Genomic DNA, 20,966 nt, shown 5'->3' with positions numbered 1-20,966 from the left:
TCATGTTATGGACAAAAAAATGCCGCTTGGGAAAGCGGCATTTTTTATCGGGCGCGGTTACTCGGTAACAGCGTTTTTCGCGAGGATGGCGTTGGCCAACTCCATATCTGTGGCCTTGAGGCCAGGGTTGTCAGCGCGCACTTTCTGCATGGCAGCTTCCAGGTACGGGCCGCGGATGCCGCCGTCGCTGGCAACAAAGCTGCCTGCGTCATCCTGGGCGGCGACCACCAGCTTGTGGTCCTTGAAGGTCAGGTACGTCGAGCCGGTAGTGGCGCCCGATGAGATGACGTTGCGCCAGAAACTGTCGGCCATGGCTGAGCCGACAGGGAGGGAAAGCACAGCAAGGGTTGCGACAGCATATTTGAGACGCATGATGGGTGACTCCGACTGGGTTATCTGAACAGTTTGATTGTAGTTAGCCCAATCGAGTTCCATCACTGACTAAACAGTTTCGACCTGTAAAACCACGCCATGCTGACCAATGACACGCACTTGAGCGCCTACGGGGCTGTCCGGACCGGTCACCATCCACACGCCATCGCCGACTTTTATCTTGCCCCGGCCATCGACGATCGCCTGATGCACCACAAATGTGCGACCAATCAGTTCCGAGCCGCGCATGTTCAGCCCCGGCTGGTCGCTGACCTTGGCGCTGCTGCGCTGGCGTCTCCACCAGTACACGGCGGTCAGGATCGACAAGACAGCGAATAGCAGCAGCTGCCATTCCAACCCGAGCGGTGGGACCAGAAACTTGATAACGCCTACGGCCGCGGCGGCGATCCCCATCCACAGCAGGTAGCCACCGGCGCCGAACACTTCAAGAATCAACAGCACCGTACCCAGTGCCAGCCAATCCCAGAACGACAGATGCTGCAGGAATTCCCACATGGCGACTGCCTCAGCCTTTCTTGTTGTCGAAGGTTGCCTTGACGATTTCGCCGATGCCACCGACTGCGCCAATCACCTGGCTGGCCTCCAGCGGCATCAGGATGACTTTGCTGTTGTTGGCCGAAGCCAGCTTGCCCAAGGCATCGATGTATTTTTGCGCGACGAAGTAGTTAACCGCCTGCACGTTGCCCGAGGCGATTGCCTCGGAAACCACTTGGGTGGCGCGGGCTTCGGCTTCGGCCTGACGCTCGCGGGCTTCAGACTCCAGGAAAGCCGCCTGACGGCTGCCCTCGGCCTCAAGGATCTGCGCCTGCTTCTTGCCTTCGGCAGTCAGGATCGCCGATGCGCGCAGGCCTTCGGCCTCCAGAATCTGCGCACGCTTGATCCGCTCGGCTTTCATCTGGCCGGACATGGCGGCCATCAGGTCGGCAGGCGGGCTGATGTCCTTGATCTCGATCCGGGTGATCTTGATGCCCCACGGTGCCGTCGCTTCATCCACGGTACGCAGCAGTTTCTCATTGATGCCGTCACGCTGGCTCAACATCGCATCCAGTTCCATGGAGCCGAGCACGGTGCGGATATTGGTTTGCAGCAAGTTACGAATAGCATGTTCGAGGTTGTTGACCTCATAGGCGGCCTGGGCAGTGTTGACCACCTGGAAGAAGCACACGGCGTCAATCTGCACAGTGGCGTTATCGGCGGTGATGACTTCCTGAGGCGGGATATCCAGCACGCTTTCCATCACGTTCATCTTGCGACCAATGCGGTCCATGATCGGAATGATGATGTTGAGGCCGGGTTTGAGGGTGTTGGTGTAGCGGCCGAAGCGCTCGACGGTCCATTGGTAGCCCTGGGGCACCACTTTAAAACCCATGAACAGGATGGCCACGGCCAAACCCACGAATAGAAGCAGTACGGTTCCGATCTGCATAGCGATTCCCTATCTGATGGTGTCAGTGAAGCGGATGTGCGATCGAGTGTAACGGTCTGCTCACGGATAGGGACGGTTTCACGGCGCAACCACCCAATCATTTGTTTCTGAATCCCCAGGCGTTACCCGTAATACTTCTGCGAGGGTGGTCAGCCCGGCGTGCACTTTGTCGATACCGGCCATTCGCAGCGTGCGCATGCCTTGCCCAAGTGATGCCCGGCGTAGAGCCTGCACATCGGCGCCGGGCGTGATCAGCGCCTTGAGCGTCTCGTCCATCACCATGATTTCGTAGAGCCCGGCACGGCCTTGGTAGCCGCTGTCGCGACACTCCCCGCAGCCAATCGCTTCGTGAACCGGTTCCGGCGCATTCACCGCGCGTTTGCAATGAGGGCACAAAAGCCTTACCAAACGCTGTGCCATTACGCCTATCAGCGTAGCCTTGATCAAATAATGAGCAATGCCCAGTTCCTGCAAACGACTGATGGCGCTGGGAGCATCGTTGGTGTGGAGAGTCGATAGCACCAGATGTCCGGTCAGTGCGGCCTGGATCGCCATTTCGGCCGTTTCCTGGTCGCGAATCTCACCGATCATGATGATGTCCGGGTCTTGACGCAGCAGCGCGCGGATACCGCTGGCGAAGGTCAGGTCGATGTTGTGGTGCACTTGCATCTGGTTGAAGGCGGGCTCAATCATTTCGATCGGATCTTCCACCGTGCACAGGTTGACCTCGCGGGTCGCCAGTTGCTTGAGCGTGGTGTAGAGGGTGCTGGTCTTGCCCGAGCCGGTAGGCCCGGTAACCAGGATGATGCCGTTGGCCTGGCGGGTCATGGCGTGCCACCGTTGTTGGTCCTCGACGGATAAGCCCAGTTGGTCAAAATCCTTGATCAGCACCTGTGGATCGAAAATACGCATCACCAGTTTTTCGCCAAACGCGGTCGGCAGGGTTGAAAGGCGCAGTTCCACCTCAGCGCCCTCCGGGCTTTTGGTCTTGACCCGGCCGTCCTGGGGTTGGCGCTTTTGCGCGACATTCATCCGGCCCAGGCTTTTCAGGCGGCTGACGACCGCCATCGTGACCTGAGGCGGAAATTGATACACATCGTGCAACAGCCCGTCGATGCGAAAACGCACCCGGCCCTGGTCGCGACACGGTTCTATGTGGATATCGCTGGCCCTTTGGCCAAAGGCGTACTGCAACAGCCAGTCGACGATATTGACGATATGCGCGTCATTGGCATCCGGCTCCTGCTCGCTGGCGCCGAGGTTGAGCAGTTCGAAGTTGCTGGCCACCGTTACCTTTTGATCTGCGCCGCTGACGGACTGGGCCAGCCGGTAAAACTCGCCAATGCAGCGCTGAATGTCCTTGGGGTTGGCGACCACGCGCTTGATCGAGCGTTTCAGCACCTGCGCCAGCCCGGCTTCCCATCCGCTGACATGGGGCTGGGCGCTGGCGACGGTGACGGTTTGCGCATCCACGGCTACCGCAAGGATCGCGTGGCGCTGCGCGAAGGCGTGGGACATCAAGGGCACTACCGTCGCCACGTCGATCTTGAGCGGGTCGATGCGCAGATAAGGCTGCCCGACATGCCGGGCCAGCCATTGGGTCAGTGTTTCCAGGCAAAACCCTTCGGTTGCGATGCATTCAAGCGGGTGCAGTGAGGATGGCGTCGCCGATAACCTTTGCGCCACCTCCGCTGAAATCAGCTTTTGCTCGACCAGCGCAGGCAGCAATTGCTGCAGTTCCAATCGGTGATCGTGCAAGGCAGCGGGCATGGGCATTTCCTGGGCAGTGTCGGGTGTAATTCCAGGCTAGCCAGTCGCTGAACATCCACCGCCCAGTGTGTATTGCAGGCTTTTACAGACTGGCCGCCGTCACCGCCTGAGGCCGCAGGGAATCGGCCGGCCACACGTCCAGCGAGCACACGCTGATCAGGTTTCTAATCTTTTCACCGATCACCTGGGCCCGATGCCAGCTCAAACCGTCCATCACGATGTCGATGTTCAGCAGGTCGTCCTCCCGGTTCACATTGACCTGCTGTGGCGTCAGGAACTGCAGTGCGAAGTAATTGAGCACGCGGCACAGCACATCCGGTTCGGCCTCGGCAACGATCTGATAATGCGCCTGGCAATGGGCGCAGTTGACGGCCCACGCATCGACGCGGGCAGAGGGCGGTGTGGTTTCGACGGCGTGCATGCTGATTCTCCAGATTCGACTGAAGAAATTTTTACATTCGCTGCGGGAGATTTCTTATCTAAGATGGGGCGTATTTGCGATTTGTTGAATAAAACAATTCGAGATAAGCGCTATTAAAGGTATTTCTATGCACAGTGAGTTGGACGTCTACGACCGCCGTATCCTGGCCTTGCTGCAAGAGGACGCCTCACTGTCCAGCGCGCAGATCGCCGAGCAGGTGGGGCTGTCGCAGTCGCCGTGCTGGCGGCGTATTCAACGGCTGAAGGAAGAAGGCGTGATTCGCGGTCAGGTAACGCTGCTCGACCGCAAGAAAATCGGCCTCAACACGCAGATTTTTGCCGAGGTAAAACTCAACGCCCACGGCCGATCCAACTTCACCGAGTTCACCGAGGCGATCCGTGGGTTTCCGGAAGTGTTGGAGTGTTACGTGCTGATGGGGGCGGTGGATTTTCTGCTGCGCATCGTCACCTCGGACATTGAGGCGTACGAGCGGTTTTTCTTCGAGAAGCTGTCGATGGTGCCGGGGATTCAGGAGGTCAACTCGATCGTGGCTTTATCCGAGATCAAGTCCACTACCAGCCTGCCTGTATTGCGCTGACCGTGTGGGAGCGGGCTTGCTCGCGAATGCGGCGTGTCAGCCACCAAGAAGTTGACTGATCCACCGCTTTCGCGAGCAAGCCCGCTCCCACATTTGACCGAATTGCTCGGTTTTACAGGCGCAGCAACGTTTTCCAGGCACGGTTTTGATACACCGCAATCGCCTGATGCATGCGCGCATCCAGCGACTCGTCGGTGATCGGCTGGTTGGCCAGCAGCGCCAGCTTGTTCAGCTCGCCGTACAAACGGTCCAGTTCCGGAATATCCACCACGTGGCGCGCGTGATGCAGCCAGGCCTGGATGCGCTCGATACGCGGCAGTTGCTCGGCCAGGTCTTCCGGTTGCTGCTGATAGCGCGGCAGTTGCAGGGCGACGGCATCGTCAGCCAGCAGGCGCGGTAGCCAGTTGGTGATTTGCGCGGCGCCCTGGCGGTTGCCACGCACGTTGCGGTCGGTGGTCCAGGTGCGTGCCAGCAGCCAGCGCGAGGTGTTCAGCGAGAACAAGCCCCAGCGCACGTCTTCCAGCTCTTCAGCGAATTGTTCCGGTGCGGCTTTGCGAATGTCTTCGTCGTCATCACCGGCCTGGACCAGCGGGCGCCAGTCTTCCAGCAACGCATCCAGCGCGCTGCGCAGTTCACTGGTGGATTGACGCGGAGCGGCCTGGCCGAGGCTGCCGATCAGGGCGCGCAGTTCGCCGAGGTTGTCGACCCAGTCCTGCAGCAGGCGCCAGTGGCCGTTGAAACGGTATTGTTCGGCCAGGCGCTGGCTGCTGCCCAGCAGGTGCCACATGATGGCGGCGAAAGCGTCGTCCAACGGCATTTCGGCTTGGATCTGCGGCGCCGGCAGGCTCAGCGAGTAGCTGTTGGCGTCGTACAAGCGGTAACCACGCTCGGCTTTGCTGATATCGCAGGGCATCAGTGCCAGGGTGGCGGCCAGTTCGGCGGCGAGTTCCAGCAGGGCAGCCGGTTCACCTTCGCGCAGTTCCAGTTCCAGCTCGCAGATTTCTTCTTTCTGCTTGCCGACGACCACATGGCCCAAGTCCAGGGCGGCTTCGATGACCACCTTGGTCTTGCCACGTCCCCAGGCGATTTCAGCGCGCTCACGCACGAAATCGGTGGTGAAAATCGGCTTCAGGGTCTTTTTGTCCAGCTCGGCCAGTTGCTCGGGCCAGCACTCGCCGTCGAGTTTCTTCACGTCGAGCTTGGCTTTGGGCAGGTCCCAGTTGAACTCGTTGCGTTCCGACAAACCGGCGACGCTTTGGCCACGGGTCTTGAGGGTCTGGATGATTTCGTCACCGTCCTTGCGCAGGCGCAGGGCGACTTTGGCCTGGGCCAGGTCGCGCTCGGGGGTGTCGAAATACTGGTTCATCAACTCACGGCGTTCCCAGCCACTTTTGTTGCGTTTTTTCAGTAGCGGGTGCTCACGCAGCGCGGCGAGGGTTTCGCGGCTGACGCGGAGCTTGATTTCGGTTTCTTTCTGCATGGCCGGAAAATCCAGGATCGGGAGCGCAGCCGGGGAAAAGAGTGGCTGCCAAGGTCGTGCAGTGTACAGGACTGAGCCCGGCAACGCGCCGCAACGGTTTATTGTGTCGTGCAGATGGTTCTATAGTGGGGCTCATCCGGGAAGTTGAGAGGCCGCGCATGCCGTTACCGTCCATGAAAGAGCAATTCGCCGCGTTGGTTGCCGCGCCGTCGGTCAGTTGCACCCAAGCGTCTCTCGACCAGACCAACCGCCCGGTGATCGACCTGCTCGCCAGTTGGCTGGGCGACCTGGGTTTTGCCATCGATATCCAGCAAGTCAGCCCTGGCAAGTTCAACCTGCTCGCCAGTTTTGGCAGCGGCCCTGGCGGCCTGGTGCTGGCCGGTCATAGCGACACCGTTCCTTATGATGCTGCGCTGTGGAAAACCGACCCGCTCAAACTGACGGAAGTCGACGGCCGTTGGGTGGGGTTGGGCAGCTGCGACATGAAGGGCTTTTTTGCACTGGCCATTGAAGCGGTGTTGCCATTGTTGGATCAGCCGTTCAAGCAACCGTTGCTGATCCTCGCCACCTGCGACGAAGAAAGCTCCATGTCCGGCGCTCGCGCGCTGGCCGAGGCGGGGCGCCCGTTGGGTCGCGCGGCGGTGATCGGTGAGCCGACGGGGCTTAAGCCGATCCGCCTGCACAAAGGCGTGATGATGGAGCGTATTGATATTTTGGGCCAAAGCGGCCATTCGTCGGACCCAAGCCTGGGCCACAGCGCTCTTGAAGCCATGCACGACGCCATCGGCGAACTGCGTGGCTTGCGCCTGGCCTGGCAGCGTGAGTACCGCAACCCGCAATTCAGCGTGCCGCAACCGACCATGAACTTCGGCTGCATCCACGGTGGTGACAATCCCAACCGCATTTGCGGTCAATGTTCCCTGGAATTCGACCTGCGGCCCTTGCCGGGCATGGACCCGCAAGTACTGCGCGACGCTATCCGGCAGAAGCTCGAACCCTTGGCCGAGCGTCACAAAGTCAAGATCGACTACGCGCCGCTGTTCCCCGAAGTGCCGCCGTTCGAGCAGGCCGAAGACGCCGAGCTGGTGCGGGTGGCGGAGCGATTGACCGGTCATCGTGCCGAAGCAGTAGCGTTCGGCACCGAAGCGCCTTATCTTCAGCGCCTTGGTTGTGAAACCCTGGTGCTCGGCCCTGGCGATATTGCCTGCGCTCACCAGCCAGGTGAGTACCTCGAAATGTCACGCTTGACGCCTACAGTGCGTCTATTGCGAGAACTGATCGAACATTACTGCCTCAAACCTGCATAAATTAACCCCAGCCCATTCGTACATAAGGAGAGTGAGCGTGTCGCCAAGCCTGTTCCGACGATAACCATCAGCCCGCTGTGCGCTTTCACGATTCATCCTTTTTTGGCTGCTTTTTATTACAGGCCCAGGTGTTATGCCCGAATACGTCAATTGGCTTCGTCACGCTTCGCCTTACATCAACGCCCACCGCGACTGCACCTTTGTGGTCATGCTGCCCGGCGACGGTGTGGAACATCCCAACTTCGGCAATATCGTTCACGACCTGGTGCTGCTTCACAGCCTGGGCGTGCGGCTGGTGCTGGTCCACGGTTCGCGCCCACAAATCGAAGCGCGCCTTGAAGCGCGCGGCCTGACCCCGGTTTACCACGAAGGCTTGCGCATCACCGATGCCGCGACGCTGGAGTGTGTGATCGACGCGGTCGGCCAGCTGCGTATTGCGATCGAAGCGCGCCTGTCCATGGACATGGCCTCGTCGCCGATGCAAGGCTCGCGCCTGCGGGTGGCCAGCGGCAACCTGGTCACCGCGCGGCCGATCGGTGTGCTGGAAGGCGTGGATTACCACCACACCGGCGAAGTGCGCCGGGTCGACCGCAAGGGCATCAACCGTCTGTTGGATGAGCGCTCCATCGTACTGCTGTCGCCGTTGGGTTACTCGCCCACCGGGGAGATTTTCAACCTGGCCTGCGAAGACGTTGCCACCCGCGCCGCCATCGACCTGGGTGCGGACAAGCTGCTGCTGTTTGGCGCCGACCTGGGGCTGATCGATGAACACGGTCGCCTGGTTCGTGAGCTGCGCCCGCAACAAGTGCCGGCGCACCTGCAGCGCCTGGGCAACAACTATCAGGCTGAACTGCTCGACGCCGCCGCCGAAGCCTGCCGTGGCGGCGTAGGGCGCAGCCATATCGTCAGCTACGCCGAAGACGGCGCATTGCTCACCGAACTGTTTACCCGGGATGGCGGCGGTACGCTGGTGGCCCAGGAGCAATTTGAACTGGTGCGCGAAGCGGCGATTGAAGATGTCGGCGGTTTGCTCGACCTGATCAGCCCGCTGGAAGAGCAGGGCATTCTGGTACGGCGTTCGCGCGAAGTGCTGGAGCGTGAGATCGAGCAGTTCAGTGTGGTCGAGCGCGAAGGCATGATCATCGCCTGTGCGGCGCTGTATCAAATCGCAGACTCGGACGCCGGTGAGTTGGCATGCCTGGCCGTGAACCCGGAATACCGCCACGGTGCGCGCGGTGATGTGTTGCTGGAGCGCATCGAAACCCGAGCCCGAGCGCAGGGGTTGAAGACGCTGTTTGTCCTCACCACGCGTACCGCCCACTGGTTCCGTGAGCGTGGTTTTGTACCGAGCAGCGTTGATCGTCTGCCTTCGGCGCGAGCCTCGCTGTACAACTACCAGCGTAATTCGAAGATTTTCGAGAAGGCCCTCTAACGCCGATTTTCCTGCCTGATAAAAAGCTGGCTCCTGCAGGAGCTGGCTTACGGGTTGATGAACTTGTCGGTCACGTACGCTGAGTAATCCGGCAGCACCGCTTCGATCTTCCCCTGTTCCTGCAAAAACGTCGCTGTCTCTCCAATCGCCTTCGCTGTGCCCCCTTTAAGCAGGGCTTCGGTTTGCTGCGCCTGGGCATCCGGGAAGGTGGTGCCGGCCAAGAGCTCAGGAATATCCACGGCATTCGAACCTGTCAATTTGGCGATTTTCTGCACCGGTTCAGAGTCTACCGTCCAGCCGTTTTTATGGGCGGCATAGTCGGCGAAAGAGTCCAGCGTGACCTTGGCAAACTTGGCCACTACGTCAGGATGTTTTTCCGCGAAATCCTTGCGTGCCACCCACACTTCGAATGTCGGCGCTCCCCACTGGCCCACCTGGGCCGCATCTGTCAGGGTTTTTCCGGTCTTGCGGATCTCGCCCAGGGCTGGCGACCACACGAACGCACCGTCGATATCGCCACGTTTCCACGCGGCGGCAATCTCTGCGGGCTGCAGGTTCACCACGTTGACTTTTTGGGCGTCCAGGCCCCAATGCTTCAGCGCGCCGAGCAGGCTGTAATGAGAGGTTGAGACGAAGGGGGTGGCGATGGTTTTGCCGACCAGGTCCTCTGGTGTGTCGATGCCGCTGCCATTACGCACCACCAGCGCTTCAGAAGCATTGATCTGCGCCGATACCATAAAGGCTACGATCGGTAGATTGCGTGAAGCCGCCGCTGCTAGAGGGCTGGAACCCAGGTTACCGATTTGTACATCGCCGGATGCGATAGCCGTGACGACTTGCGGCCCACTGTTGAATCGGCGCCAGGCAATCTTCTCGCCAATCGCCTTTTCGTAGAGCCCATCGGCCTGGGCGACTTTGCTGGGGTCGATGCCGGTTTGATAGCCGATGGTTAAATCGGCCGCTTGGACACCAAAAGAAATTATTAGTGACACAAAAACTGTAACAAATTGACGAGAGGATGTGCCTTTGGCCATGATGGCGTCGCCTTTTTGATCGTGGGTGACGTATGCAACTGTACGGCAACACTAATCGATCTAAAAAAAGGCTAGTAAATACCATTTAGGAATTAGCTTATGGGGCGGTTGGTCTATGCTGACCGGCTTGCTGCATGCAAAGCCTTATTCCTGAATCGTATGAAAAAGAATGAAACAATTCTTTTTGGGTGTATGAAAAACTCATTACCCTGCAGGGACCAAATCAACAGCGTTTAGACCAAGGTAGTAGACATACAAAGTTACGATTGACTTGGTAGTCACTATCTGGCGCTAATCGCGCATCTGTGGATCCAGGGCGTCAGATCCGGGACCAAAGAAATACAAAAATTAGAAATGAGAGGAGCGGTACATGAAGAAGTCAACATTGGCGTTGGCTGTGACCCTGGGCGCAATCGCTCAGCAAGCAGGCGCTGCCGGTTTCATCGAAGACAGCAAGGCCACTCTGGGTCTGCGTAACTTCTACATCAACACTGACAACCGTGACGGCGCGCCTACGGCGAGCAGCCGTAGCAAGAACGCAGAATGGGGCCAAGGCTTCGACCTGCGTTTCATCTCGGGTTACACCCAAGGTACCGTTCAGTTTGGTGTTGACGCTATCGGCCTGTACGGCATGCGTCTGGACTCCAGCCGCGATAACCACGGCAACTACAGCGGCACCTCTTCGGGCGGCACTGTGTTCCCAAGCGACGGCAACAAGGCTGTCAGTGATTTCGCCAGCCTGGGCGTGACCGGTAAGGTCAAAGTCTCCCAGACCGAACTGAAGCTGGGCACTTTGCAGCCTAAGCTGCCAGTTATCGTGACCAACGACGGTCGTCTGCTGCCGCAAACCTTCCAAGGTGGCCAGATCACTACCAACGACATCAAGGATTTGACCTTGGTTGGTGGTCAGATTGAGCATGCCAAGGGCCGTAACTCCAGCAACAACGAAGGCTTGTCGCTGGGCGGTGCCAACGGTAGCTCTAACTACAGCGCCGGCAAGTTCGTCAATAAGTTCTACTACGCAGGTGGTGACTACAAGATCAACAAGGATCTGACTGCCCAGTACTACTACGGCAACCTGGAAGACTTCTACAAGCAACACTTCCTGGGTCTGACCCATAACTGGTCGATCGGCCCGGGCGTATTGAAGTCTGACTTGCGTTACTTCCACAGCACCGACGACGGTCTGAACGGTAACACGCCTGCCTATTACACCACCGGCAACTACAACACCTTCAACGCCGGCAAGGGTAAGGTTGACAACAACCTGTACAGCGGCCTGTTCCTGTACACCGTTGCAGGTCACACGTTTGGTGGTGGTTACCAGGTCAGCAACGGCAGCAGCGATTTCCCGTGGCTGAACCAAGGTGACGGTTCGTCGGCGTACCTGACTACTGACATGCAAATCCAGAAGTTCGCCCGCGCAGGCGAGCGTACCTGGCAAGCACGTTACGCTTACGATTTCGCCAAGGTTGGCCTGCCAGGCCTGACGGCCGGTGTTGTTTACCTCAAAGGTAGCGACATCGACACCATCGCCAACAACGCCGGTCGCGCTGAAACCACCGGTCAGTCCGAGTGGGAACGCGACATCACCGTTGCCTACGTGATTCCAGAAGGCCCGCTGAAAAACCTCGGCGTTGCCTGGAAAAACGCTATGTGGCGTACCGATCTGGCGAACACCCGTTCCCAGGACGAAAACCGTTTGATCGTCAGCTACTCGCTGCCACTGTTCTAGTAGCGTGAAGCTGTTGTAAGACTGTAAACCTTGCCCGGCGCAATGCCGGGCAAGGTGTCTTTCTTTTCAAGTCGGGCTCAACCCCCGCAAGCCCTTCCTGAAACCCCTCTTGGTACAGCGTCTCAAGGCCTTCTCGAACCTTGTGTTGGATGTTGATCCTCAGCGTTTCCCGCGTCCAATGAATTGATTTTTAATATTCGTTTATCGTCTAAATAAAGCGATATTTATTCTTTTTAAATAATCTATAACCCATGCACAGTAGGCTCCATAAGCACTCACCAGGAGCCACACCATGAGCCTAAGATTGGGCGACATCGCCCCCGACTTCGAACAGGATTCCAGCGCCGGCAAGATTCGCTTCCATGAATGGCTGGGCGATAGCTGGGGCGTGCTGTTTTCCCATCCGGCGGACTTCACTCCGGTGTGCACCACCGAGTTGGGCTTTACCGCCAAGCTCAAGGACGAATTCGCCAAGCGCGGCGTCAAGGCGATTGCGCTGTCGGTAGACCCGGTGGACTCGCACCACAAGTGGATCGAAGACATCAACGAAACCCAGAACACGGTCGTTAACTTCCCGATCCTGGCGGATGCCGATCGCACGGTGTCGGACCTGTACGACCTGATCCACCCGAATGCCAGTGACACCCTCACCGTGCGCTCCTTGTTCGTGATCGACCCGAACAAGAAGATTCGCCTGACGATTACCTACCCGGCCAGCACCGGCCGCAACTTCCACGAAATCCTGCGGGTTATCGACTCGCTGCAGCTGACCGACAGCCACAAGGTCGCCACGCCCGCCAATTGGCAGGACGGCGATGACGTGGTGATTGTGCCGTCGCTCAAGGACGAGGAAGAAATCAAGCAACGCTTTCCCAAAGGCTATCGCGCGGTGAAGCCGTATCTGCGGCTGACCCCACAGCCTAATCGCTGACACATAATCCAGTGTGGGAGGGGCTGTCAGTTGATGCACCTTTGAATGACACACTGCCTTCGCGAACAAGCCCGCTCCCACATTTTGAGCGCATTTCAAGTTGTAGACCGTCTCACACAGCAGGGGTTTTCAGGCCGTTTCGACGGCCTTTTTTTTCGCCTGAAAATGAATAAATCTCATATATTTTTAGGGAATAAACAAATGAAAAAATAAGATTTATAGATATATAAATCAGCTGATATGGTCTGTTCCATCTTGGCTCCACCGCACACAGCGAACCGCCGACACTTGCTCAAGGAATACCTGCATGCTGGTCGTAACACTTGGAGGCAGTCCCAGCCAGCGTTCCCGCTCCGGGGTCTTGCTGGAAAAAACCCGTCAGTGGCTGCAAGACAAAGGCGTGGAAGTGGTGAGTTATCAGATACGGGACTTCCCGGCCGAAGACTTGCTGCACGCCCGCTTCGACAGTCCCAAAGTCATCGACCTGTTGCAGCAAGTCGCCAACGCCGACGGCCTGGTCATCGCCACGCCGGTCTACAAGGCCTCGTTCTCGGGTGCGTTGAAAACCGTGCTCGATCTGCTGCCTGAGCGCGCCCTGGCCCACAAGATCGTCTTGCCGATGGCCACCGGCGGCAGCATCGCCCACATGCTGGCAGTGGACTACGCCTTGAAGCCGGTGTTGTCGGCCCTCAAAGCCCAGGAGCTGCTCCACGGCATCTTTGCCGAAGACAGCCAGATCGCTTACGGCGAGGGCAGTGCCCAGGCGCAACTGGTGCCAGTGCTTGAGCAGCGTTTGCACGAGGCCCTGGAGACGCTCTACAGCGCCATGGCCCGTCGCCCGAAACCCCTTGATCCCAATGTGTTAAATGACCGTTTGTTGAGTGCTCGCTGGAGCATTTAAGCCTTACCGGATTTTGTAGTACTCACCTTACTCAGCCGCCAACGGCCAAGCAGGTGCAGCCAACCCCCCAATCGCATTTTTTGGAGAGAGCGCCATGCGCACTGTCATCTTGCGTCGTGGTCTGGTCGCACTGTTTGCTGCGGCTGTGTCCTTCGGCGCCATGGTTCAAGCCCACGCCGCCGAAACCCTGCGGATCGGTTATCAAAAGTACGGCACCCTGGTGTTGCTCAAGGCCAAGGGCACGCTGGAAAAACGCCTGGCCGCCCAAGGCGTGCAGGTGCAGTGGACGGAATTCCCCGGTGGCCCGCAACTGCTCGAAGGCCTGAACGTCGGTTCCATCGACTTCGGCGTGACCGGCGAAACCCCGCCGGTATTCGCCCAGGCAGCCGGCGCCGATCTGCTTTATGTCGCCTACGAACCGCCTGCGCCGACCAGTGAAGCGATCCTGGTGCCCAAAGACTCGACGATCAACTCCGTGGCCGAGCTCAAGGGTAAGAAAATCGTGCTCAACAAAGGCTCCAACGTGCACTACCTGCTGGTACGCGCCCTGGAGGATGCCGGCCTGAAATACACCGACGTGCACACCGTGTTCCTGCCGCCCGCCGATGCCCGCGCCGCGTTCGAGCGTGGCAGCGTCGACGCCTGGGTGATCTGGGACCCGTACCAGGCCGCCGCCGAAAAACAACTGCAAGCGCGCACCCTGCGTGATGGCACCGGCATCGCCGACAACCACCAGTTCTACCTGGCCACCAAACCGTACGCCACACAGCACCCGGATGTGATCAAGGCGCTGGTGGAAGAAGTGCGTGCGGTAGGTGAGTGGTCCAAAGCCAACCCGCAGGAAGTCACGGAACAAGTCGCACCGCTGCTCGGCCTACCGGCTGACATCACCCTGACCTCGGTGAAGCGCCAAGGCTACGGCGCGCTGTTCCTGACCCCGGAAGTGGTCGCCGCCCAGCAGAAAATCGCCGACAGCTTCTACCAGCTCAAATTGATCCCCAAACCCTTGAGCATCAAGGACGTGATCTGGACGCCACCCGCCGCCGTTGCCAAAGCGCCGTAATTCGACTTCTTCAGGAGACAACTCCATGAGCCTCACTATTTTCTGGTTCCTGCCTACCCACGGCGACGGCCATTACCTGGGTACCGCCGAAGGCGCTCGCGCCGTTGACCACGGTTACCTGCAACAAGTGGCACAGGCGGCCGACCGCCTGGGTTTCGGCGGGGTGTTGATCCCGACCGGCCGCTCCTGCGAAGACTCGTGGCTGGTGGCCGCCTCGCTGATCCCGGTGACCCAGCGTCTGAAATTCCTCGTCGCCCTGCGCCCCGGGATCATTTCCCCGACGGTGGCTGCGCGTCAGGCGGCGACCCTGGACCGCCTGTCCGGTGGCCGTGCGCTGTTTAACCTGGTGACCGGCGGTGATCCGGAAGAGCTGGCCGGCGACGGTTTGTTCCTCAGCCACGAAGAGCGCTATCAGGCCTCCGTGGAGTTCACCCGCATCTGGCGTCGTGTGCTGGAAGGTGAAACCGTGGATTACGACGGCGAACACATCAGCGTCAAAGGCGCCAAATTGCTCTACCCGCCGATCCAGCAGCCGCGTCCGCCGCTGTACTTCGGCGGCTCCTCCGAAGCCGCCCAGGACCTGGCCGCTGAACAAGTGGAAATGGTGCTGACCTGGGGCGAGCCTCCGGCCGCGGTCGCGGAAAAAATTGAACAGGTGCGGGCCAAGGCCGCGAAACTGGGGCGCACGGTGCGTTTCGGCATCCGTCTGCATGTGATCGTGCGGGAAACCAACGATGAGGCGTGGAAAGCCGCCGACAAACTGATCTCCCACCTGGACGACGAGACCATCGCCCGTGCCCAGGCGTCCCTGGCGCGCTTCGACTCCGTCGGCCAGCAACGCATGGCGGCCTTGCACGGCGGCAACCGTGACAACCTCGAAGTCAGCCCCAACCTGTGGGCCGGTGTCGGCCTGGTACGCGGTGGTGCCGGTACGGCGCTGGTAGGTGATGGCCCCACCGTGGCGGCACGCGTCAATGAGTACGCTGCGCTGGGCATCGATACCTTCATCTTCTCCGGTTATCCACACCTGGAAGAGTCGTATCGCGTGGCTGAGCTGCTGTTTCCGCACCTGGACATCGAACGTCCCGCGTTGCCGAAAAGTGCCGGTTACGTCAGCCCGTTCGGCGAGATGGTCGCCAACGACATCCTTCCCAAAGCTGCGTCGCAGAGCTGAGGCGCTGTCATGAACGTTGAAAAATTAAGCCATCGTGTCGCGCCTTGGGTGCTACCGGTCTTATTGCTCGCGGTGTGGCAGTTGTCGGTGTCGGCGGGTTGGTTGTCGACACGCATTCTGCCGGCGCCGAGTGCGGTCATCGAAGCCGGGGTTAACCTGGTGCGCAGCGGCGAAATCTGGACGCACCTGGCCATCAGCGGCTGGCGTGCCGGCTTGGGCTTTGTGATCGGTGGCAGCATCGGCCTGGCCCTGGGCTTTATCACCGGCCTGTCGAAATGGGGCGAGCGCCTGTTGGACAGCTCGGTACAGATGATCCGCAACGTGCCCCACCTGGCGCTGATTCCGCTGGTGATCCTGTGGTTCGGGATTGACGAGACCGCGAAGATTTTCCTGGTCGCCCTTGGCACGTTGTTCCCGATTTACCTGAATACCTACCACGGCATTCGCAACGTCGACCCGGCGTTGGTGGAAATGGCGCGCAGCTACGGCTTGTCCGGCTTCAGCCTGTTCCGTCAGGTGATCCTGCCGGGCGCGTTGCCTTCGATTCTGGTCGGCGTGCGTTTTGCGCTGGGCTTTATGTGGCTGACGCTGATCGTGGCGGAAACCATCTCGGCCAGCTCCGGCATTGGTTACCTGGCGATGAATGCCCGTGAATTCCTGCAAACCGACGTGGTGGTATTGGCCATCGTCATGTACGCCATCCTCGGCAAACTCGCCGACTTGGCTGCGCGCGGTCTGGAACGTGTGTGGCTGCGCTGGCACCCGGCTTACCAAGTGAACAAAGGAGGTGCGGCATGACCGCCCAACAACCTCCGCGCCTGCTCAAGGGCATCCCGCTGGCGGTGCGCAAATTGCGCAAGGCCTTTGGTACGCGCGAAGTGCTTAAGGACATCGACCTGCACATCCCCGCTGGGCAGTTTGTCGCCGTGGTCGGGCGCAGTGGCTGCGGCAAAAGTACCTTGCTGCGCTTGCTGGCCGGCCTCGACAAAGCCAGCGGCGGCGAGCTGTTGGCCGGCTCCGCAGCGCTGAGCGAAGCGATTGAAGACACGCGGTTGATGTTCCAGGAGGCGCGCCTGCTGCCGTGGAAAAAGATCATCGACAACGTGGGCCTGGGTCTCAACGGTAACTGGCGCCCCAAAGCGCTGGAGGCGCTGGAGGCGGTCGGCCTGGCCGAGCGTGCCAATGAGTGGCCGGCGGCCTTGTCCGGTGGCCAGAAGCAACGGGTGGCCTTGGCGCGTGCGCTGATTCACCAACCGCGCCTGCTGCTCCTCGATGAACCCCTGGGCGCCCTGGACGCCCTGACCCGCATCGAGATGCAGCAACTGATCGAAAACCTCTGGCAGAAGCACGGCTTCACCGTGTTGCTGGTGACCCACGACGTCAGCGAGGCCGTGGCGATTGCCGACCGGGTCATCCTGATCGAAGACGGCGAAATCGGCCTGGACCTGATTGTCGATCTGCCGCGCCCCCGCGCCCGTGGCTCGCATCGCCTGGCTGCGCTGGAAGCCGAAGTGCTTAACCGTGTGCTGTCGCTGCCCGGCACGCCGCCGGAGCCCGAACCTGTTTCACCGCTGCCGACGCAATTGCGTTGGGCTCAATAACTCACTTGTCCCGCGAAGGAAGAACACCATGACTATTAAAGCCATCAACGTGCGTAACCAGTTCAAAGGCACCATCAAGGAAATCGTCGAAGGTGACGTGCTGTCGGAAATCGACGTGCAGACGGCGTCCGGTATCGTGACGTCTGTGATCACTACCCGTTCGGTCAAAGAGCTGGAGTTGGTGATTGGCAGCGAAGTGATTGCCTTCGTTAAGTCCACCGAGGTGTCGATCGCCAAGTTGTGATCGGGATTTGCGGTGCTTTTAAGGCCGCTTTCGCGAGCAAGCCCGCTCCCACATTTGACCGAGTTCCAACAGTGGAATGCCTTCAAATGTGGGTGCGGGCTTGCTCGCGAAGAGGCCGGCGCAGTCAACCCAATACTTGGCGCTTGGGCAGATATGCCGGCAAATAAAGCCCCACATACGCATCAAATACCCGCATGCCTTCCTCAGCCATGCGCGGCGTAATCTGCCCATGCTGATGCACCGAGCGCGCATAGACGCGGTCGCTCAGCTCCAGCGCCAACGCGAACACATCCACATCCTCAGGCAGCGTCGGCACTTCGAAGTGGCGGTTGAACACGGCCAGCATCAAGTCCCCCAATTCCAGATCATGCTGGCGGTCGGCCTGGGTCACTTCGGTGAGCCCATGCTGAGCGAGGATCAGCTGGCGTGCGGCGGCGTCGTGCTCGTAGACCGTGAGCATGCGCTGTTCGACGATGCAGGACAGGTCGCGCCAGTGCTTGAGTGACGCGTGCTCGATAGGTGCCTGAATGGCTGCACGAAAGGCTGCATGCACATCGGCGGTCAACGCTTCGAGGAGCGCCGGCACGCTGGCGAAAAAGTGATACACCGACGACGGTGGAATCTGTGCCCGTTCCGCCACGCTGTAGATCGACAAACTGGCCACGCCTTCGGTCGCCAGCAAGGTGCGGGCGGCGTCGAGGATCGCGTCGATCCGGGCCTGGCTGCGGGCGCGGGGTTTGCGAGGGGCGGCGGGGCGGGTGGTCATGGAAGTCTCCTACAAGGCAGCGGGCATTGTATGAGCAGGAACCGGTGTTGTCTGCCAAGGCGCCATCGCGAGCACCCCTCCCACAGTTGACTGAGTTCCAACCTTGCAATGCAGTCAACTGTGGGAGGGGGCTTGCTCCCGATGAGGCCGACTCGGTCCACCGGAAGAAACCCATAAAAAAACGCCACAGACCAAAGGCCGGAGGCGTTTTTCAGTGCAACCACTGCTTACACAGTATGCAGGTACCAGTTGTACTCAAGGTCGGAGATGGAGTGTTCGAACTCTTCCAGCTCACTTTCCTTACAGGCGACGAAGATATCGATGTATTTAGGATCGATGTACTTGGCCATCACCTCGCTGTCGTCCAACTCGCGCAAGGCATCGCGCAGGTTGTTCGGCAGGCTCTGTTCGTTTTGCTCGTAGCTGTTGCCTTCCACGGGTGCGCCCGGTTCGATCTTGTTGGTCAGACCGTGGTGCACACCTGCCAGGACCGAAGCCATCAGCAGGTAAGGGTTGGCGTCGGCACCGGCCACGCGGTGTTCGATACGGACGGCATCCGAGGAGCCGGTCGGTACGCGAATCGCCACAGTCCGGTTGTCCAGGCCCCAGCACGGCGAGTTTGGCACGTAGAACTGTGCGCCGAAACGACGGTAGGAGTTGACGTTGGGGCACAGGAACGCCATTTGGGCGGGTAGGGTCTCCAGCACACCGCCGATCGCGTGACGCAATGCGGCGTTCTGCTCGGGATCCTCGCTGGCAAAGATGTTCTTGCCTTCCTTGTCCAGGATCGAAATGTGTACGTGCAGACCATTGCCTGCCTGGCCTGGGTAAGGCTTGGCCATGAAGGTGGTGTCCATCTCATGGTCGTAGGCGATGTTCTTGATCAGGCGCTTGAGCAGTACTGCGTAATCGCAAGCCTTGATCGGGTCGGCCACGTGGTGCAGGTTCACTTCGAACTGCGCCGGGGCACTTTCCTTGACGATCGCGTCAGCCGGGATGCCTTGCTCTTTGGCACCTTCCAGAATGTCCTGGAGGCAGTCGACGTATTCGTCGAGGTCGTCGATCAGGTAGACCTGAGTCGAGTGCGGGCGTTTGCCGGAGATCGGCGAGCGGGGCGGTTGTGGGCGGCCGTTCACGTTCTCCTGGTCGATCAGGTAGAACTCAAGCTCGAAGGCTGCGCAGATGGTCAAACCGAGGTCGTCAAACTTGCTGACAACTTGGCGGAGCACTTCGCGAGGATCGGCGAAGAAAGGTTCACCTTCAAGTTCGTGCATGGTCATCAGCAGTTGCGCGGTTGGGCGCTTTTGCCACGGCTCATTGCACAGGGTGTCAGGGATCGGATAACAGATTCGGTCAGCATCACCGATGTCCAGACCCAGGCCAGTGCTTTCCACCGTCGAGCCGTTGATATCCAGGGCAAATAAAGAGGCAGGCAGGTTAATGCCCTTCTCGTAAACCTTGTGGAGGCTGGTGCGTTCGATGCGCTTGCCGCGCACCACACCATTCATATCCGCAATTAGAAGGTCTACGTACAGAACCTCAGGATGATCCTTAAGGAACGCGTTCGCTTCGTTAAGCTGAACGGCACGCGGGGGTACCGACATGATGCAACACCTTTGTTGTTAAAAATATCAATCATTGATCTTTTCTGGTTTCAGTCAACCCGAACGGCTAGCCGAAGTCAAGCGAGGCCTTTTTTGCCCTAAAAAAGCGCCTCCAGGCCTTTTTTGGGGCTTTTTGGGGCGGTTTTTTGGGTTTGATGGCCTTGGGACTAGCAGGCTTGAGCGGGCCGTGTTGTATTTTTTACGGGGGTGTTGTGTAAAAAAATGAACAAGGCTAAGCTCGATTCAAACCCATAACAGCAATAATACCGGGGTGCTTCATGTCTCGCCTGCCGTTAATCGGCGTCACCGCCTGCTCCAAACAGGTCGGTCTGCATGCTTATCACATCAGTGGCGACAAATACGTCCGTGCAGTGGCCACCGCTGCCAAGGGCTTGCCATTGATCATTCCATCCTTGGGCGATCTGCTCGAACCGGCCAATATTCTTGACGGCCTGGATGGCATCCTGTTTACCGGCTCCCCCTCCAATATCGAACCTTTTCTCTACGACGGTCCGGCCAGCACGCCCGGGACTGCTCATGATTCTGCACGGGACCAGACCACGCTGCCGTTGCTGCGTGCCGCGATTGCGGCAGGCGTGCCGGTGCTGGGCATCTGCCGTGGGTTCCAGGAAATGAACGTGGCGTTGGGCGGCAGCCTGCACCAGAAGGTTCATGAAGTGCCGGGCATGATGGATCACCGCGAAGACGACACCCAGCCGGTTGAAATTCAGTACGGCCCGGCGCACAGCGTCGCGATCGCCCCGAATGGCGTCTTGGCAAGCCTGGGGTTGCCGCAGACCATTCAGGTCAACTCGATTCACGGCCAAGGTGTCGATCGCCTGGCGCCGGGGCTGCAGGTCGAAGCCACTGCGCCGGATGGGTTGATCGAAGCTTTTTCTTACACCGCGGGCAAGGCTTTTGCTTTAGGAGTGCAATGGCACCCCGAATGGCAGGTAAGCTCTAACCCGCACTACCTCGCGATCTTCCAGGCTTTTGGCTCGGCCTGTCGAAAGCGGGCGATGCAACGCGACGCGGATGCTGCGTCAAACAACGCCTGACCTTTAATGGATGTCAGGAAACACAGCC

General features: G+C 59.4%; 21 protein-coding genes. 12 read left to right on the top strand and 9 right to left on the bottom strand.

Annotated features, from left to right (window positions below; translation table 11 throughout):
- Positions 1 to 57: 57 nt before the first annotated feature.
- The 5 genes from CPH89_RS08730 to CPH89_RS08710 all read right to left on the bottom strand — a co-directional run bounded on the left by CPH89_RS08730 (position 58) and on the right by CPH89_RS08710 (position 4,010).
- Complete coding sequence (locus tag CPH89_RS08730) at positions 58 to 372, bottom strand: DUF2388 domain-containing protein (protein WP_043046966.1); 315 nt, start codon at positions 370 to 372, stop codon at positions 58 to 60.
- 69 nt (positions 373 to 441) lie between these two features.
- Positions 442 to 888 carry an NfeD family protein gene (locus CPH89_RS08725; protein ID WP_053258569.1) on the bottom strand — a complete coding sequence of 149 codons (447 nt, stop codon included), beginning with the start codon at positions 886 to 888 and terminating at the stop codon, positions 442 to 444.
- 10 nt (positions 889 to 898) lie between these two features.
- Positions 899 to 1,819, bottom strand: a complete 921-nt coding sequence (locus CPH89_RS08720; protein WP_053258568.1) for an SPFH domain-containing protein — start codon at positions 1,817 to 1,819, stop codon at positions 899 to 901.
- 78 nt (positions 1,820 to 1,897) lie between these two features.
- Positions 1,898 to 3,589, bottom strand: coding sequence for a GspE/PulE family protein (locus CPH89_RS08715; protein WP_053258567.1), 1,692 nt, complete (start codon positions 3,587 to 3,589; stop codon positions 1,898 to 1,900).
- Positions 3,590 to 3,671: 82 nt separating this feature from the next.
- Positions 3,672 to 4,010, bottom strand: coding sequence for an ACT-like domain-containing protein (locus CPH89_RS08710; RefSeq protein WP_053258566.1), 339 nt, complete (start codon positions 4,008 to 4,010; stop codon positions 3,672 to 3,674).
- A gap of 127 nt (positions 4,011 to 4,137) precedes the next feature.
- On the opposite strand from CPH89_RS08710, the gene CPH89_RS08705 reads away from it, so the two are divergent.
- Positions 4,138 to 4,608, top strand: coding sequence for an Lrp/AsnC family transcriptional regulator (locus tag CPH89_RS08705; RefSeq protein WP_010167872.1), 471 nt, complete (start codon positions 4,138 to 4,140; stop codon positions 4,606 to 4,608).
- A 112-nt stretch (positions 4,609 to 4,720) separates the two neighbouring features.
- On the opposite strand, the gene CPH89_RS08700 is transcribed toward CPH89_RS08705, so the two are convergent.
- Positions 4,721 to 6,088: a CYTH domain-containing protein gene (locus CPH89_RS08700; RefSeq protein ID WP_053258565.1), complete on the bottom strand. Its 1,368-nt coding sequence runs from the start codon at positions 6,086 to 6,088 to the stop codon at positions 4,721 to 4,723.
- Positions 6,089 to 6,246: 158 nt separating this feature from the next.
- Between CPH89_RS08700 and argE the strand changes: the two genes are divergently transcribed.
- Positions 6,247 to 7,395: an acetylornithine deacetylase gene (gene argE, locus CPH89_RS08695; RefSeq protein WP_053258564.1), complete on the top strand. Its 1,149-nt coding sequence runs from the start codon at positions 6,247 to 6,249 to the stop codon at positions 7,393 to 7,395.
- Positions 7,396 to 7,528: 133 nt separating this feature from the next.
- A complete protein-coding gene (gene argA, locus CPH89_RS08690) occupies positions 7,529 to 8,827 on the top strand; it encodes an amino-acid N-acetyltransferase (RefSeq protein WP_053258563.1) in 1,299 nt (432 codons plus the stop codon).
- Positions 8,828 to 8,874: 47 nt separating this feature from the next.
- Here argA and tauA read toward each other — a convergent pair whose 3' ends face one another.
- On the bottom strand, positions 8,875 to 9,861 hold the full coding sequence (tauA, locus tag CPH89_RS08685) for a taurine ABC transporter substrate-binding protein (RefSeq protein ID WP_053258562.1): 987 nt from the start codon (positions 9,859 to 9,861) through the stop codon (positions 8,875 to 8,877).
- 370 nt (positions 9,862 to 10,231) lie between these two features.
- Between tauA and CPH89_RS08680 the strand changes: the two genes are divergently transcribed.
- The 8 genes from CPH89_RS08680 (at position 10,232) to CPH89_RS08645 (ending at position 17,510) form a co-directional block, all read left to right on the top strand.
- Positions 10,232 to 11,596: an OprD family porin gene (locus tag CPH89_RS08680; RefSeq protein WP_053258561.1), complete on the top strand. Its 1,365-nt coding sequence runs from the start codon at positions 10,232 to 10,234 to the stop codon at positions 11,594 to 11,596.
- A 292-nt stretch (positions 11,597 to 11,888) separates the two neighbouring features.
- A complete protein-coding gene (locus CPH89_RS08675) occupies positions 11,889 to 12,527 on the top strand; it encodes a peroxiredoxin (RefSeq protein WP_053258560.1) in 639 nt (212 codons plus the stop codon).
- Positions 12,528 to 12,834: 307 nt separating this feature from the next.
- The gene (gene ssuE / locus CPH89_RS08670; RefSeq protein ID WP_053258559.1) at positions 12,835 to 13,428 is read left to right on the top strand and encodes an NADPH-dependent FMN reductase; all 594 of its coding nucleotides are present in this window, start codon (positions 12,835 to 12,837) and stop codon (positions 13,426 to 13,428) included.
- Between the two features lie 94 nt (positions 13,429 to 13,522).
- Entirely contained in the window at positions 13,523 to 14,491 is a 969-nt protein-coding gene (locus tag CPH89_RS08665; RefSeq protein WP_053258558.1) for a sulfonate ABC transporter substrate-binding protein, read from the top strand.
- A gap of 25 nt (positions 14,492 to 14,516) precedes the next feature.
- Positions 14,517 to 15,665: an FMNH2-dependent alkanesulfonate monooxygenase gene (gene ssuD, locus CPH89_RS08660; protein ID WP_053258557.1), complete on the top strand. Its 1,149-nt coding sequence runs from the start codon at positions 14,517 to 14,519 to the stop codon at positions 15,663 to 15,665.
- Positions 15,666 to 15,674: 9 nt separating this feature from the next.
- Positions 15,675 to 16,463, top strand: coding sequence for an aliphatic sulfonate ABC transporter permease SsuC (gene ssuC / locus CPH89_RS08655; RefSeq protein ID WP_053258556.1), 789 nt, complete (start codon positions 15,675 to 15,677; stop codon positions 16,461 to 16,463).
- On the top strand, positions 16,460 to 17,266 hold the full coding sequence (gene ssuB, locus CPH89_RS08650) for an aliphatic sulfonates ABC transporter ATP-binding protein (RefSeq protein WP_053258555.1): 807 nt from the start codon (positions 16,460 to 16,462) through the stop codon (positions 17,264 to 17,266). Before ssuC ends, ssuB begins: the two co-directional genes overlap by 4 nt.
- A 28-nt stretch (positions 17,267 to 17,294) precedes the next feature.
- Complete coding sequence (locus CPH89_RS08645; RefSeq protein WP_003213899.1) at positions 17,295 to 17,510, top strand: TOBE domain-containing protein; 216 nt, start codon at positions 17,295 to 17,297, stop codon at positions 17,508 to 17,510.
- Positions 17,511 to 17,634: 124 nt separating this feature from the next.
- Here the strand turns inward: CPH89_RS08645 and CPH89_RS08640 are convergent, their stop codons facing one another.
- A complete protein-coding gene (locus CPH89_RS08640; protein ID WP_053258554.1) occupies positions 17,635 to 18,276 on the bottom strand; it encodes a TetR/AcrR family transcriptional regulator in 642 nt (213 codons plus the stop codon).
- A 227-nt stretch (positions 18,277 to 18,503) separates the two neighbouring features.
- Positions 18,504 to 19,880 (bottom strand): glutamine synthetase family protein, encoded by a 1,377-nt coding sequence (locus CPH89_RS08635; RefSeq protein ID WP_053258553.1) that lies wholly within the window; start codon positions 19,878 to 19,880, stop codon positions 18,504 to 18,506.
- Between the two features lie 278 nt (positions 19,881 to 20,158).
- On the opposite strand from CPH89_RS08635, the gene CPH89_RS08630 reads away from it, so the two are divergent.
- Positions 20,159 to 20,938, top strand: a complete 780-nt coding sequence (locus CPH89_RS08630; protein WP_053258552.1) for a gamma-glutamyl-gamma-aminobutyrate hydrolase family protein — start codon at positions 20,159 to 20,161, stop codon at positions 20,936 to 20,938.
- Positions 20,939 to 20,966 lie beyond the last annotated feature (28 nt).

This window comes from Pseudomonas fluorescens, from assembly GCF_900215245.1.
GTDB lineage: Bacteria > Pseudomonadota > Gammaproteobacteria > Pseudomonadales > Pseudomonadaceae > Aquipseudomonas > Aquipseudomonas fluorescens.
This window is presented reverse-complemented; position numbering and strand designations above follow the sequence as displayed.

Excerpts from the sequence above, each read along its gene's own strand:
- ssuC (WP_053258556.1), top strand. The coding sequence starts at position 15,675 with ATGAACGTTGAAAAATTAAGCCATCGTGTCGCGCCTTGGGTGCTACCG.
- CPH89_RS08630 (WP_053258552.1), top strand. The coding sequence starts at position 20,159 with ATGTCTCGCCTGCCGTTAATCGGCGTCACCGCCTGCTCCAAACAGGTC.
- CPH89_RS08675 (WP_053258560.1), top strand. The coding sequence starts at position 11,889 with ATGAGCCTAAGATTGGGCGACATCGCCCCCGACTTCGAACAGGATTCC.
- ssuD (WP_053258557.1), top strand. The coding sequence starts at position 14,517 with ATGAGCCTCACTATTTTCTGGTTCCTGCCTACCCACGGCGACGGCCAT.
- CPH89_RS08710 (WP_053258566.1), bottom strand. The coding sequence starts at position 4,010 with ATGCACGCCGTCGAAACCACACCGCCCTCTGCCCGCGTCGATGCGTGG.
- CPH89_RS08705 (WP_010167872.1), top strand. The coding sequence starts at position 4,138 with ATGCACAGTGAGTTGGACGTCTACGACCGCCGTATCCTGGCCTTGCTG.
- CPH89_RS08700 (WP_053258565.1), bottom strand. The coding sequence starts at position 6,088 with ATGCAGAAAGAAACCGAAATCAAGCTCCGCGTCAGCCGCGAAACCCTC.
- argE (WP_053258564.1), top strand. The coding sequence starts at position 6,247 with ATGCCGTTACCGTCCATGAAAGAGCAATTCGCCGCGTTGGTTGCCGCG.
- CPH89_RS08730 (WP_043046966.1), bottom strand. The coding sequence starts at position 372 with ATGCGTCTCAAATATGCTGTCGCAACCCTTGCTGTGCTTTCCCTCCCT.
- CPH89_RS08725 (WP_053258569.1), bottom strand. The coding sequence starts at position 888 with ATGTGGGAATTCCTGCAGCATCTGTCGTTCTGGGATTGGCTGGCACTG.
- tauA (WP_053258562.1), bottom strand. The coding sequence starts at position 9,861 with ATGGCCAAAGGCACATCCTCTCGTCAATTTGTTACAGTTTTTGTGTCA.
- CPH89_RS08680 (WP_053258561.1), top strand. The coding sequence starts at position 10,232 with ATGAAGAAGTCAACATTGGCGTTGGCTGTGACCCTGGGCGCAATCGCT.
- CPH89_RS08645 (WP_003213899.1), top strand. The coding sequence starts at position 17,295 with ATGACTATTAAAGCCATCAACGTGCGTAACCAGTTCAAAGGCACCATC.
- CPH89_RS08665 (WP_053258558.1), top strand. The coding sequence starts at position 13,523 with ATGCGCACTGTCATCTTGCGTCGTGGTCTGGTCGCACTGTTTGCTGCG.
- ssuB (WP_053258555.1), top strand. The coding sequence starts at position 16,460 with ATGACCGCCCAACAACCTCCGCGCCTGCTCAAGGGCATCCCGCTGGCG.
- CPH89_RS08720 (WP_053258568.1), bottom strand. The coding sequence starts at position 1,819 with ATGCAGATCGGAACCGTACTGCTTCTATTCGTGGGTTTGGCCGTGGCC.
- CPH89_RS08640 (WP_053258554.1), bottom strand. The coding sequence starts at position 18,276 with ATGACCACCCGCCCCGCCGCCCCTCGCAAACCCCGCGCCCGCAGCCAG.
- ssuE (WP_053258559.1), top strand. The coding sequence starts at position 12,835 with ATGCTGGTCGTAACACTTGGAGGCAGTCCCAGCCAGCGTTCCCGCTCC.
- argA (WP_053258563.1), top strand. The coding sequence starts at position 7,529 with ATGCCCGAATACGTCAATTGGCTTCGTCACGCTTCGCCTTACATCAAC.
- CPH89_RS08715 (WP_053258567.1), bottom strand. The coding sequence starts at position 3,589 with ATGCCCGCTGCCTTGCACGATCACCGATTGGAACTGCAGCAATTGCTG.
- CPH89_RS08635 (WP_053258553.1), bottom strand. The coding sequence starts at position 19,880 with ATGTCGGTACCCCCGCGTGCCGTTCAGCTTAACGAAGCGAACGCGTTC.